Raw genomic sequence first — 13,788 nt, forward strand, 5'->3', positions numbered from 1 at the left:
GCTGACCGCGATGGAGCTGGCCGATCCGCGCCGTCCAGCGCGCTGACGGCCGAGGCGACGACCACCCGGCCCCCGGTGACCAACGGCAGGAAGACCTCCACGGTGGAGATGTCGAACGACAGCGAGGTGAGGTGCAGCCACCGGTGCTGCGGGCCGCTGTCCAGCAGGTCCCGCACGCCGAGCAGCAGGTTGGCCAACGCCCCGTGGCGCACCGCCACGCCCTTGGGCCGGCCGGTGGAGCCGGAGGTGTAGAGCACGTACGCGAGGTCGGCGGAGGACGGCGGCGCGGCGGCGGGCTCTACCGGCGCCGGGCCGTCGAGCAGGTCGACCCGATCGAGGGCGAGCGTGGGCCAGGGCGAATCGGCAGCGGTCGCCGTCACGACCAGCGCCGGGCCGGCATCGGCGAGGACCGCTTCCTGGCGGGCCGGCGGGTGGCCGGGGTCGATCGGCAGGTAGCCGGCCCCGCAGCGCCACACCGCCAGCATGGCCACCACCGCCTGCCAGGACCGGTCCAGGGCGACGGCGACGAGCGTGCCCGGGCCGACGTCGCGCTGCCGCAGCAGCGCGGCGAGCCGAGCGGTGGCGACGTCGAGCTGGGCGTAGCTCAGCGTCCGGTCGCCGTCGACCACGGCCGCCGCGGCCGGGTCCGCGGCGACCCGGGCGGCGAACAGGGCGGGCACGGTCACCCCGGCGGGGTACGCCCGGGCGGTGTCGTTCCAGCCGCCGGTGACCTGGTCGAGTTCGTCGGCGGGAAGCACCGGCAGCTCGGCCACCGGCCGGTCGGGATCGGCGACCACGGCGGCGAGCATGGTGCGCAGATGCCCGCCGATCCGGCGTACGGCGGCGGTGTCGATGGCGGCGGGGCTGTGCTGGAGGCTGACCGTGATGCCGGTGGGCGCGTCCACGATCTGTACGTGCAGGGCGTTGCGGGCGGCACCGCAGAACAGGGTCCACTCGACCTCGCTGGCCACCCCGGGGAAGACCGGTTCGTCGCCACGCCGCCGGTAGCCGATGCTGACCGGGGTCAACGCCGGCGCGGGCCGCAGGCCGGACACGGCGTGGGCCAGCGGCACGGCCCGGTACCGGTACACCTCGCGCAACCGGGCCCGGACCGCGTGGGCATGGTCGCGGAAGGTTCCCTCGGCCGGGTCGGCGGCGACCGGCAGCTCGTTGACGAACAGCCCGACCCGGTCGGCCTGCTCCGGGGTACGGGTGGACAGGGCCAGCCCGACGGGGGTGCCCTGGTTGCCGTACCGCGCGAGCAGGGCGTGCAGCACGGCGAACAGCAGCTCGAAGCGGGTCACCCCGAGTGACCGGGCGGCCCGGCCCACGCCGTCGACCAGCTCGGCGGGCAGCTCGACGGTCACCGCGGCGCCGGGCTCCGCGCCGGTGGGCAGCCGACGCAGGCCGGGCAGGACGATGTCACCCGGGCCGGACCAGTGCCGGGCCCAGTGGGCGCGGGCGGCGGGCAGGTCGGCGGCGACGCGTTGCTGTTCGGCGGCGGCCAGGCCCGCGTACCCGTCGGCGCGGGGCGCGGCCACGGCCGGACGCCCGGTGTGGGCGGCGGCGTACGCGGCGGCCAGATCCCGGGCCAGCACATCCTTGGACGTACCGTCGAAGGCCAGGTGGTGGGCGGTGACGAGGAGCAGGTGCGTGCCGTCTGCTCCGGTCAGCAGGGTGAACCGGGCCAACGGTCCGTTCCGCAGGTCGTGCGGGCGGGCGATCTCCTCGGCGATGCGGGCTTCGGTCAGCTCGCCGAAGGTGACCGCCGGGCGGGTGTCCGCCGGCGCCAGGCGGGGGGTGCCGTCGTCGTCGCCGGCGATCCTGGCGCACAGCACCGGGTGCTGTTCGGCCAGCGCGGCACACGCCGCGACGAGGGCCCGACGATCGAGTTCGGCGGCGAACCGTACGCCCAACGCCATGTGGTACGCCGTGCCGGCCACGCCGGCCTGCTCGGTGAACCAGACGGCGTGTTGTGCGGAGGTCGCCTCGGCGGTGCCCACATGCTCTCCCATGGTCGTGCTGGTGGTCAGTTCTCGAACAGGTCGGTGAGCTGCCGCTTGAGCACCTTGCCGCCCTCGTTGCGGGGCAGCTGGTCCAGCAGCAGGAGCCGGGCGGGCAGCTGGTAGTCGGCCAGCCGGTCGGCGAGGAAGCCGCGCAGTACCGGCAGGGACAGACCGTCCGCGCCGGCCGACGGCCGGGGTACGACGGCGGCGGCCACGGCCGAGCCGAGCACCGGATGCGGGACGCCGACGACGGCGGCCTGGGCGACCAGCGGGTGTTCGTGCAGCGCCGCCTCGACCTCAAGGGTGGAGACCTTGAACGCACCGGTCTTGATGACGTCCTGGTGCCGGTCGGTGAGATACAGGTAGCCGTCGGCGTCGACCCGGCCGACGTCGCCCATGCGTACCCACCCGTCCCGGAAGGTGATCCGGTTGGCGGCCTCGTCACGGTAGTAGGCGCGGGGGAAGGGGGCACGCAGCCACACGTCGCCGGTCGTCCCGGCGGGCAGCGGGTTGCCGTCCGCGTCGGCGACCATCAGCTGACCGCCGACCGGCCGACCGACCGCGTCCCGGCGGGACGGGTCGTAGATCATGGTGGTCTGAGCCGGGGCCGCCTCGGTGGAGGTGTAGTAGTTGACGATGGTGGCCTGCGGGAACGCCTCGGCCAGCCGGGCCGCGACCGCCGGGGGCAGTGGGGCGGCGGTGGAACCGATCAGCTGTACGCCGCCGGTGTCCCGGCCGCGCAACGCTGCGGAGTCGAGCAGCTCGACGGCGATCGACGGGACGACGAAGACGCTCACCGTACCGGCGGCCTCGATCAGCCGGGCGAACCGGACCGGGGTGAACCGGGGCAGGGTGAGCGCCGCGGCCTTCGCGGTGAGCGCGTTGAGCAGCATGGTCTGCCCGGCGTTGGTGCCGATGGCGAACGCGTGCAGGAACCGCTCCGAATGGGCCAGGGCCAGCCGGCGGGGGTGGTTCGGCGCGCCGGCGGTGAGGTTGGCGTGGCTGGCCGCCACCCCCTTGGGGCGGCCCGTCGTGCCCGAGGTGTAGAGGATCTGCGCGAGGTCGCCGGGCCGGGCGGCGGACTGGGCATGGCTGCCGTCGGCACTCGCGCCGGCCCGGTCAGTGTCGGCGTCGGCGTCGGCGTCGGGGTCGGGGTCGGTGAGCAGGTCGCCGCAGGTCCAGACCGGCAGGCCGGGCGGGACCGGCGGGGCGGGGGTGTCCTCGCCGTACACGACGGCGCTGGCCGCGCAGTGGGTCAGCGCGTGCGCGAGTTGCCCGGCGGCGAGCCGGTCGGACAGCGGCACGGCGACGCCGCCCGCCCGCAACACCCCGCAGTACGCCACGGCGAACCGGGTCCAGTCCCGGGCGCCGAACAGCAGTCCGACGCGGTCGCCGTGGCGCAGGCCCCGGCGCCGCAGCGCCGCGGCGACGGCGATCGCGCCGGCGGACCATTCGGCGAAGGTCAGCGCCGCCACGCCGTGCACCTCGACGGCCACCCGGTCCGGGTGCAGGGCGGTACGCCAGTCGAGCAACTCGGGCACGGTCCGGGGCGGCCGTGCTCCCCCACCGGTGATCGCTGCGGTCACCTCAGCCCACCCTTCCCCCGGTCGCCCCCGCCAGCGCCCGACCTTCCTCGCCGCCGCCGACGTGCCGACCTTCCTCGGTGCCGGCGGCCCTGGCCTGGCGCTCCTCGATGCCGACCAGGTCGTCCGGCGGCGCGTCGGGCACCTCGTCGTCGAACCGGGCGAGCACGGGGGTGGCCAGCGACACCAGCGCGGTGAGCGCGATGCACACGCCGAACAGCACGTACAGCAGCCCGTGGCCCCGCCCCGGACCGACGCCGATCACCGCGCCGATCGTGCTGGCCAGCACGCCGTCGGCGAGCAGCATCGGCTCGGCCAACCGGGCGGCGAACGGGGCGACGAGGCCCCAGCCCAACGGCATGGTGGACTGCGCGACCATCTGGTTGAGCGCGAAGACCCGGCCGTGGACGCGGGGCGGCACCTTGGTCTGGATGATCGTGTTGTAGACGCCGTTGACGATGCCGAGCGCCAGGTACATGCCGAACGCGCCCGCGCCGATGAGCAGCAGGTTCGGTCGCAGCCCGGTCAGCACGGCGGCCACCGCGATGCCGAGGGTGCCCAGCAGCACCGCCCGCATCCGGCGTCGGCGCGGGCCGCCCCAGACCAGCATCACCAGGCCGCCGGTGGCCGCGCCGACCCCGCCGGTCAGCGCGACCTGCGCCACCTCGTTCAGGTCGGCGAAGCCGAGCACCAGCGGGGAGAGCAGGAACAGCACCGGGAAGAGGAAGAAGTTCAGCGCCGCGAAGAACGCCAGCATGGCGCGGAACTCCCGGCGGCGCAGCGAGTAACGCAGACCGGCGATGATCTCCGCGCCGATGCTCTCGCGGCGTTGCAGGGCCAGCGTACGGGGGAACCGGACGACCGCCAGCACGGCGATCGCGAACAGGTACGACGCCACGACGATGAGCAGGATGCCGCGCAGCCCGACGGCCTGCAGCAGCGCAACGGCGATCAGCGGCACGGTGAACTGGGTGAGGCCGACGGCGGTCTGGGCGAGGCCGTTGGCGTGGCCGAGGAAGCGTTTGGGCACCAGCTGCGGCACCGCCGAGACGAACGCGAGGCGCTGGAAGGCCAGCGCCACCGACAGCCAGCCGGTGAACGGGTAGAAGTGCCACACCTCGGCCAGGTCGGCCAGCACCAGCCCGGCCATCACCGCGTTGGCGGCTCCGGCGGCGGCGCTGGCGGTCAGCAGGACACGCCGCCGGCTGAACCGGTCGACCAGCGCCCCGGCCAGCGGCGAGATGAGCAGGCCGGGCATCAGGGCGAGCACGGCGAAGAGCGCGAACCGGGCGAGCGACCCGGTCTGCATGTAGATCCACAGTGGGATGGCGAAGGTGGTCAGCGCGGTGCCCATGCCGGAGACGATCTGACCGGCCGCGACCAGTCCGAAGCGGCGCAGGCTCGGCGGCGGCGCGGTCGCCGCCGCCGTCTTGGCGCCCGACGGGCCGTCGGGTCCCCGGTGCGAGACGCCGGCGAGCTGCCAGGCGGGCGGCGCGGCGTCCGGATCGGCCGAGGCGACCGGCAGCGCGTCGGCAGACGGCGGCGCGTCGAGTCGCCGGTGCACGCCGGTGACGATCTCGGCCAGCTCACCGGCCCGGTACTTCAGGAAGTAGTGCCCGCCCTCGTCGATCACCGCGAGCGCGGTGCGGTCGCTGAGGAAGTGCCACTCCCGGTACCGCTCCTCGTGGAAGTCGGTGCTGCGGTCGCGCTCGCCGACCACGGAGATAATCGGCGCGCGCAACGGGCTGACCCGCTGCCGCATCAGTTCGGTGAAGTACTCCTCGGACACCTCGGCGTCGTGCCGCATCGCGCGGATCAGGAACCGCGCCTCGTCGGGGGCGAGCGATCCGATGGAGGTGCCCTGCGCCTGCAGCCAGGTGCGGTAGATCCGGTCGCTGCGCAGCCGTTCGGCCAGCCGCAGCCGCAGCAGCGGCCCGAGCAGGCCGCCGGCGGGCCGACCGAACGGGAAGACCGCGCCGAGGTACACCGCGACCAGGTCCCGGCCGGCGGCCTCCAGCCGGCGGGCCACCTCCACAGCGAGGGCCCCACCGGGGCCACAGTGTCCATAGAGGATCAACGGCCCGGTCACCCGGTCCTGGATCTCCGCGACGACGTCGGCGGCCACCTCCTCGATCGGTGCCGGGTCGTCCGCGAGGCCGATGTCGTGCCCGGGTACGGCCACCGACAGCAGCCGGTACCCGGCGGGCAGGGCGTCGGCCAGCGGTTGGTACACCACCGCGCTGCCACCGCCGTACGGGACGCAGACCAGGGTGGCGAGCCGGTCGGCGGCGGGCACCGGCGGGGTGAGTTCGTGCAACAGCCCACCGCTGCCGGTGTCGGCCCCGGCGACGAGGCCGGCCAGCTCGCGTACGGTGCGGTGCCGGAACAGGTCCATCACGCTGATCGCCGGCGCGGTGCCACCGACCACGGCGGGTAGTTCCCGGCGCAGTCGGGCCACCACCTGGGTGGCCAGCAGGGAGTGCCCGCCCAGGTCGAAGAAGTCGTCGGTGGCGCCGACCTCGGCCAACCCGAGCACGGCCTGCCAGATCCCGGCGACCAGGGTCTCCACCGGCCCGACCGGCACCGCCCGCTCACCGGTCGGCCCGTCGTCGGTCGGCTCGGGCAGCGCCCGCCGGTCCACCTTGCCGTGCTCCTGCAACGGCAGCCGGTCCAGGCGCACCCAGCGGCTGGGCACCATGTGCTCGGGCAGCCGGTCGGCCAGCCGGCGGCGCAGCTCCGCCGGCTCCGGCGCGACCACGTCGGGGTCCGGCTCCAGGTACGCCACCAGCCGGTCGTCGCGCAGCAGCACCGCCGCCTGCCGCACCCCGGGGCAGTCCCGCAGCGCGGCCTCGATCTCGCCCAGCTCGACCCGGTAGCCGCGGATCTTCACCTGATGATCGCGGCGGCCGAGGAAGACGAGCTGCCCGTCCGCACGCCAACGGCCCAGGTCGCCGGTGCGGTAGAGGCGGGCGCCGGGCGGGCCGTACGGGTCGCGCACGAACCGCTCGGCGGTCAGGTCGGGCCGGTTCAGGTAGCCGCGGGCGAGCCGGTCGCCGCCGAGGTACAGCTCGCCGGGCACGCCGACCGGCACCGGGCGCATCCGCTCGTCGAGCACGTACACCCGGGCGTGCGGCAGGGGCCGGCCGATCGGCACCGGGCCGGCACCCGGCCCGGTCACCTCGTACGTGGCGACGCCGACGGTGGCCTCGGTGGGGCCGTAGTGGTTGAACACCCGGGCCGGACCGGCAGCCGCGAGCAGGCCGACGCGGTCCAGATCGGACGCCTCGCCACCGAGGATCAGCGCGCGGGCGGGTAGCAGGTCGCCCGGCTCGGTGTCGGCGGTCAGCGCGATCAGATGCGACGGAGTGATCTTCAGATAGTCGATGCGCTCGGTGCGCAGCCGCTCGGCGAGTTCGGCGCCGGTGCACCGGCGGGGCAGCAGGTGCACCGCGCCGCCGGTGGCCAGCGCCAGGTAGAAGACGGTGACGCTGAAGTCGAACGACATCGACTGGAGCAGCCCGTACCGGGCGGCCGGGACGACCGCGAACCGGTCGGCCACCCCGTCGAGGTAGCGCAGCACCTGCCGATGCGCCACGGCCACCCCCTTCGGGGTGCCGGTGGAGCCGGAGGTGTAGATCACGTAGGCGAGGTCGTCGCCGGACGCTCCGGTCTCCGGCGGGGTGTCCGGCTGGGCCGCGACCTCGGCGGCGATCTCGTCCAGGCGGGTCGCCGTCGTCTCGGCGGGCAGCCGGTCACGCAGGTCGGAGCTGGTCAGCACGATGGTGGGGCGGGCGTCGGTGAGCATCAGGCCCAGCCGGGCGGCCGGCTGCTCCGGGTCCAACGGCAGGTACGCGCCACCGGCCCGGAGCACCCCGAGCAGCGTCGCGGCCAGCTCGACCGACTGCTCCAGCAGGACCCCGACCAGCCGGTCCGGGCCGACCCCACGGGTGCGCAGCCAGTGGGCGAGCCGGTTGGCCCGCCGGTCCAGTTCCCGGTAGCTGATCGCGTCCGGACCGCAGAGCACGGCCGGCGCGTCGGGGGTGGCGGCGACGTGCGGGCCGACGAGGTCGGCCAGGGTGCTCGCCGGTACGGTGACCCCGGTGGCGAGGTCGTGGTCAGGCCGGCCCAGGGCCAGCACCCGGTCCCGCTCGGCGGGAGCGAGCAGGTCCAGGTCGGCGACGGGCAGGTCCGGCCGGTCGACGGCGGCACGCAGCAGCGTCTCGAAGCTCGCGGCCAACCGGCGTACGGTGGCGGCGTCGAACAGGTCGGTGTTGTAGACGAACATGCCGCGCAGCCCGTCGGCGGTCTCGCCGACGTACAACGACAGGTCGAAACGGGCGGTGGCGGCGTCGGTGCCGACGCCCTCGGCACGCAGGCCGTCGGGCCACCGGCCACCGCCCTGGGCGTAGTTCTGCAGGGTGAACAGCACCTGGAACACCGGGGCGCGGCTGACATCGCGGGCGACGTTGAGCTCGGCGACCAGGCGTTCGAACGGGATCTCCTGGTGGGCCAGGGCGCGCACCACGGTGCCGCGGGTACGCCGCAGCAGGGCCGCGAAGCTGGGCTCGGCGGCTGGGGCGTCGGCGCTCGCGGAAACCGGGGAGACGTCGGCGCGCAGGGCGAGGGTGTTGACGAACAGGCCGACGAGGTTCTCCAACTCGGGCACCACCCGCCCGGCGACCGGGGAGCCGATGGCGAAGTCCCGCTGGCCGCTGTAACGGAACAGCACGGCCTGCAACCCGGTGAGCAGGGTCATGTAGAGGGTGGCCCGGTGGGCGCGGCTCAGCCGGCGTAGCCCGTCGGTGAGGTCGGCGTCGATGGCGAAGCGGTGGGTGTCACCGGCGTACGACTGCACGGCCGGGCGGGGCCGGTCGGTGGGCAGCTCCAGCGGGGGCACGCCGGCCAACGCCTCGGTCCAGTAGCCGAACCCGTCCCCGGTCGCCGGCCCGTCGAGTCGGTGCCGCTGCCAGGCGGCATAGTCGACGTAGCTGGTCGCCGGTGCCGGGGGCGGGGTGCCGCCGTCGCGCAGCGCGCCGTAGCTGGCGGCGATCTCGCCGAGCAGCAGGTCCAGCGACCAGCCGTCGCTGACGATGTGGTGCATCGCGAGGTGCACCAGGTGCTCCTGGGCGCCGAGCCGGACGACGAGCACCCGCAGCAGGGGCGCGGCGTCGAGGTCGAACGGGGTGCGTACGGAGGCGGCGACCAGTTCGCGGGCGTCGGCCTCGGACGGCGCGGCGGTGACGGTGACCGGCACCCGCACCTCGGGCAGCACCTGCACGACGGGTTCGCCGTCGGTGTTCTCGGTGAACCGCATGCGCAGGCTGTCGTGCCGGGCGGCGGTGGCGTCGACGGCGACGCGCAGCAGGTCGACGTCCAACGGCCCGTGCAGCCGTACGGTCGCATAGACCACGTACGCGGCGGTGCCGGGGGTGAGTTGTTCGGTGAACCAGATCCGTTCCTGGCCGAACGACAGCCGGGGATCTCCCGCGGGTTGGCTCCCACTCGGCGAGATGGTGACGCTCCGCGCCGACACGTCAATGTTGGTCACGCAACGCCTCACTCCAATGACGGACAGGAGCCAGTAGTCTGCACGTCGCATCCAACACGTTGGATCGGCTGAATGGTCCACTGTGTAACACTCGATCGATCGATCCGGTGCCGGAACGGACCGTCGTACGGTCAGGAATGCGCTTTACCGACGTGGTGATCCCTGCCGAATGGGCTTCCGAGAATCTGGTCCACACCGAGTTCTCCGGCACCGGAGCCGGCACGGCACCACTGACCTGGGCCCAACAGGTGTTCTGGCGGTCGATCACCAGGTTCGGCTCGAACCACCGCTTCCTCAACCTGCGCCGTACCGTGCCGGTGTCCGCCCGGGCGGGGGCGGACCTGGCCGGGGCGACCCGCGCGGTGGGCGCGCTGGTCAGCCGGCACGCCGCGCTCCGCACCCGCCTCTCGACGGCCGACGGCGAGCCGCACCAGGAGACGGCGGCGACCGGGGCACTGCCGCTGCTGCTCTGCGTCGGCACGGGCGACGGCGCCCAGGCCGCCCGCGAGGCCGCCGGCCGGCTCGGCGACGTGGCGTTCGACCACACCGCCGAGTGGCCGCTGCGGGTCGCGCTGGTCACGGTGGACGACCGGGTACGGCAGGTCGTGGTGGTGTTCAGCCACACCACGGTGGACGCGCACGCCGCCGAGGTGGTGCTGCGGGACCTGCGGCTGCTTCTGCTGCGCGGCGACCTGCCCACCCCGCCCGGCCTGCAATCGACCGACGTGGCCCGGCTGCAACACGGGGCCGACCGGCGCCGCTCGGAGCGGGCCGTGGCGCACTGGCTGCGGGAGTTCCAGCGACTCCCCCACTCGCCGCTGACCCCGGCCGGGCCGGGGCTCGATCCTCCGCTGCGCCGGGGTGTCCTGGTCTCCTCCGCCGTCGACACCGCCGCCCGGCTGATCGCCGCCCGGCACCGGGTCAGCGTCTCCGCGGTACTGCTGGCCGGCTTCCAGGCGCTGGCCGCCCGCGGCTCCGAGGGCACCCTGTCCGGCCTGTTCCCGATGGCGCACAACCGGTTCCGCGCGGAACACGCGAATGCGATCGCCAACCTCGGCCAGATCGGCTTCTGCGTCGTGGACCTGACCGGACGTCCCGATTTCGCCGAGCTGTTGTCCCGCGTCTGGGCGGCATCCCTGAACGGCCTGCGGCACGCGTACTACGCCCCACCCGCGCTGCGGCACGCGTTCGAGGAACAGGGCATCGAATTCGACACGGCATTTCAGCCGTACCGCTACTTCAACGACGTCCGGCTGCCCGTCGGCGGCATCGACCCGGTGCCCGAGGCCAGCCGAAGCGAGCTGCGGGCGGCCATGGCCCGCAGCACCTTCTCCTGGACCGCCGGGCTGCATCAGGCGTCCTGGCACCTGCTGACCCACGTCGTCGACGAGCCGGCCGGGATCGGCATCACGCTCACCGCCGACACCCGCCACCTCGCGATGGACACCATCGAGCCCTTCCTGCGCGGGCTGGAGGAGTTGCTGGTCAAGGCGGCCTTCGACGAGGTGCCGTGGCCCTGGTCGCCCGCCGGTGCCGCACCCACGCCCACCGCCGGACCGGTCGCGACCGGCGACGACCAGGTGGCGTACGCGCCGTTCCAGGGCGGGCGGGCGGCGAGCGCACCGCTCACCTGGGGGCAGCGGGCGATGTGGCGGACCGTCGAGGAGTTCGAGTCACCGGCCGCGTACCGCGTGCTGAGCCTCCCCCGAACCCTGGCCGTCCCGGCGCGGGCCGACGTGGCCGTGCCGCAGGCACTGCGGGCGGTCGGCGCGCTGGTCGCCCGGCACGCGTCGCTGCGCACCCGGTTCCGCCGCCGGGACCAGGAACTCCACCAGGAGGTGGCGGCGGCGGGGCAGCTACCCGTCGGAGTCCACCCGGTGCCCCGGCCGTCCGACGACCCCGACGGCCGGGCCGCCGCGGCGGCCCTGACCGCGCGGCTGCGCGAGCCGCGCTTCGCGCACGTCGCCGAGTGGCCGCTGCGGGTCGCGCTGGTCACGGTGGACGACCGGGTACGCCAGGTCGTGGTGGTGTTCAGCCACTCCACCGTCGACTTCCACGCCACCGAGACCGTGCTGCGCGACCTGCGGGCGCTGCTGCTGCGCGGATCGCTGGACACGCCGCCCGGCCTCCAGTCGCTGGACCTCGCCGAACGGGAGCGCGGTGTCGAACTGCGACGCTCGGACCGGGCGGTGGCGTACTGGGTCCGGCAGCTCACGGGCCTCGCACCGAGCCTGTCCGAACCGGTCGGTCCCCCTCCAGCCGCCCGCTACCGGCGCGGCTCGCTGGTCTCCGCGGCGGTCCACCACGCGGCGCAGGTGATCGCGGCGCGGCACCGGGTCAGCACCTCCAACGTGCTGCTGGCGGCGACCGCCGCCGGATTGACCGCGGACCGCGGGCAGGACGCCTGCGGGATCGTCGTCATGGCGAACAACCGCTTCCAGCCCGGGCACGACGACGCGGTCGGCACCCTCAACCAGATCGGACTCTGCCGGCTCGACCTGGCCGACCGGCCCGGCTTCGCCGACCTGCTGTCCCGGGCCCGGCGGGCGGCGCTGAACGCCTACCGGCACGCCTACTACGACCCGGCCGTGTGGGAACGCACCTTCACCGAACTGGGCCACGACCACAAGACCTTCCTGGCCGGGTACTGCTACCTCAACGACGCCCGGCTGTCGCCGGACACCGACCCCGATCCGGCCGGCCCGGACGAAGCCGCCCTTCGGACGATGGCAGCCCGCAGCTCCTTCCGCTGGTTGACGGAGCTGGAGCAGTTCCCGTGGCGCTGCCGCCTCCAGGTCCGCGACGCCCCCGGCGCGGTCGAGCTGGTCGTCACCGCCGACACCCGGTACTTCCCGGCGGAGCGGGTCGAGCCGTTCCTGCACGGCATCGAGGCGTTGCTGGTCGAGGCGGCCGTACGCGACGTGCCCTGGCCGTGGTCGCCGGCCCCGGGACCGGACCCGACCGGCTGACCACCGGCCGGATCTACGGCCACCTGTTGCTGCACTCCGCGCCGGCCTCGCTCGACTCGCTCGGCAAGGCCCTCGGGCTGAGCAAGGGCGCCGTCAGCACCTCGGTGCGCGAACTGGGCCGGAGGTACCACGATGCGAACCAGTCGGTGACCATTACCGGTGGCCCGCTACCGCCGCGAATGGGCAGGCCAGCCCAATGAAGCGGACTCCAGACGTGGCCCTAGAAGCGGTAGGCGTCGCGCCGGTGGCGGATCGAGTGGATCTCCACGACGCGTTTGGCCTCGTGGATCCGGTAGATGATCCGGTATGTGCCGCGGCGGGCGGAGTGGAAGCCGTCGAAGGGTTCGTCGAGTGGTTTGCCAGCCCGATAAGGGTTGACCGCGATTGCGTGCTGGATGGTCTCCGTCGCCGCGACCGCGACCTCCAGCGGCAGGTCCTCGTGCAGGTTGCGGCGGGCCTGCCGGGAGAACATCACCGTGTAGGGGCTGGTCGCCTCGCCCGTGTCGTCCCGCCGCCCGCCTTGCGGAGGCATCAGGCCGCCCTACCGCGACGCCGTTCCAACTCGGCGCGAACCTCGTCCATCGAGAACGTGTCGCCAGCCGCGAAATCCTCCCGCGACTGGCGCAGATCCGCGAGGGCCTCGTCGTCGGAGAGCAGGTCGAGCGTCTCCCGCATCGACTCGTACTCGGCGACCGAGATCAGCATCACGTCGGCACGGCCGTTGCGGGTGATCGTGAAGTGGTCGTGCTCCCGAGCAACCCGGTCGGCAAGCTCGGCGATCCGGGCCTTGGCTTCCGTGATCGGAATGGTCTCCATGGCGACCATTCTAGCGACTGGTCAGAATTATGGCCACGTCCGTCGACCGGCCGAAGGCGGCGAGCCCTGTGCAGCGACGCTGCGGAACGGAACATTCGCCGAGACGTCCCGGGTCGCGGAGTCGATCCGCGATACGAGCACGACGAGATATCGGCCGCGGCCTGCGGCTGGCCCCTCCGTTTGGGTATCCGCCTGAGGTAGACCGGAGGTACCACCATGCGAACCGCGCCACCACGATCACCGGCACCCTGCTACCACTGAACCTGCCGGCTCACGGACCTTGGGTCGTGTCCATGATTCTGGCCCGCCCGGCACCGCCGATTCTGGCCGTGGCGCGGCAACAGCCCTGGTCACGTGAGCAACTGGAAAGGTAGAACATTTAGTTCTACAATCTGTCCATGGAACGCATCGGTGTACGGGAGCTGAACCAGAACACGAGCCAGGTGTTGGCTCGGGTGCGCGGCGGCGAGACCGTCGAGATCACCGATCGCGGACACCCGATTGCCCGACTTGTTCCAGTGAATGACGACAGGACAATGCTGGCCAAGCTGGTAGCCGCCGGGCGCGCCGTCGCCCCGACCGGCGGCGGTCCTGTCCCGCTTCCACCAAAGCTCGGTGACGAGGATGTCGACGTGGCCGCCACGCTCGCCGCAATGCGAGACGAGGAACGCTGGTGATCTACCTCGATTCCGCCGCCGTCGTGAAGCTGGTGCGGCAGGAAGCATGCAGCGCTGACCTTGTCTCCTGGCTCAACACCCACGACGACGTGCCGCTGGTTTCCTCTGCCCTCGTCGAGGTGGAAGTGCCCAGAGCGCTGCGCCGATCAGCCCCGCAAGCCTTCTTGCGCGCCGCCTCCTCGGCCTTGC

8 protein-coding genes and 1 pseudogene are annotated in these 13,788 nt (G+C 73.6%); 4 read left to right on the forward strand and 5 right to left on the reverse strand.

The genetic code is table 11. The features are described 5' to 3' along the window. From AB0M52_RS19395 to AB0M52_RS19405, 3 genes are all read right to left on the reverse strand, one after another. The coding region (locus AB0M52_RS19395; protein ID WP_363955314.1) for an AMP-binding protein at window positions 1-2,015 on the reverse strand (2,015 nt) is incomplete at its 3' end. A 14-nt stretch (window positions 2,016-2,029) separates the two neighbouring features. After that, window positions 2,030-3,592, reverse strand: a complete 1,563-nt coding sequence (locus AB0M52_RS19400) for a class I adenylate-forming enzyme family protein (RefSeq protein ID WP_363955316.1) — start codon at window positions 3,590-3,592, stop codon at window positions 2,030-2,032. Window position 3,593: 1 nt separating this feature from the next. Next, on the reverse strand, window positions 3,594-9,137 hold the full coding sequence (locus AB0M52_RS19405) for an amino acid adenylation domain-containing protein (protein WP_363955318.1): 5,544 nt from the start codon (window positions 9,135-9,137) through the stop codon (window positions 3,594-3,596). A gap of 137 nt (window positions 9,138-9,274) precedes the next feature. On the opposite strand from AB0M52_RS19405, the gene AB0M52_RS19410 reads away from it, so the two are divergent. Together AB0M52_RS19410 and AB0M52_RS19415 are read left to right on the forward strand one after the other, a co-directional pair. Next, window positions 9,275-12,106: a condensation domain-containing protein gene (locus AB0M52_RS19410; protein ID WP_363955320.1), complete on the forward strand. Its 2,832-nt coding sequence runs from the start codon at window positions 9,275-9,277 to the stop codon at window positions 12,104-12,106. After that, complete coding sequence (locus tag AB0M52_RS19415) at window positions 12,070-12,306, forward strand: hypothetical protein (RefSeq protein WP_363955322.1); 237 nt, start codon at window positions 12,070-12,072, stop codon at window positions 12,304-12,306. Before AB0M52_RS19410 ends, AB0M52_RS19415 begins: the two co-directional genes overlap by 37 nt. 20 nt (window positions 12,307-12,326) lie before the next feature. On the opposite strand, the gene AB0M52_RS19420 is transcribed toward AB0M52_RS19415, so the two are convergent. Then, on the reverse strand, window positions 12,327-12,638 hold the full coding sequence (locus tag AB0M52_RS19420) for a type II toxin-antitoxin system RelE/ParE family toxin (RefSeq protein WP_363955325.1): 312 nt from the start codon (window positions 12,636-12,638) through the stop codon (window positions 12,327-12,329). Further along, window positions 12,638-12,922, reverse strand: coding sequence for a type II toxin-antitoxin system Phd/YefM family antitoxin (locus tag AB0M52_RS19425; RefSeq protein WP_332904308.1), 285 nt, complete (start codon window positions 12,920-12,922; stop codon window positions 12,638-12,640). The genes AB0M52_RS19420 and AB0M52_RS19425 overlap by 1 nt, the downstream gene beginning before the upstream one ends. A 398-nt stretch (window positions 12,923-13,320) precedes the next feature. Here AB0M52_RS19425 and AB0M52_RS19430 point away from each other — a divergent pair, with 398 nt between their 5' ends. Both AB0M52_RS19430 and AB0M52_RS19435 read left to right on the forward strand, forming a co-directional pair. Next, window positions 13,321-13,599, forward strand: coding sequence for a type II toxin-antitoxin system prevent-host-death family antitoxin (locus AB0M52_RS19430; protein WP_363955328.1), 279 nt, complete (start codon window positions 13,321-13,323; stop codon window positions 13,597-13,599). Beyond that, window positions 13,596-13,788 (forward strand): annotated as a pseudogene (locus AB0M52_RS19435) (VapC toxin family PIN domain ribonuclease); the annotation flags it as partial. The gene AB0M52_RS19430 and the pseudogene AB0M52_RS19435, both read left to right, overlap by 4 nt.

This window comes from Micromonospora sp. NPDC051296 (genome assembly GCF_040682255.1).
In the GTDB taxonomy this organism is placed as follows: Bacteria; Actinomycetota; Actinomycetes; order Mycobacteriales; family Micromonosporaceae; genus Micromonospora; species Micromonospora craterilacus.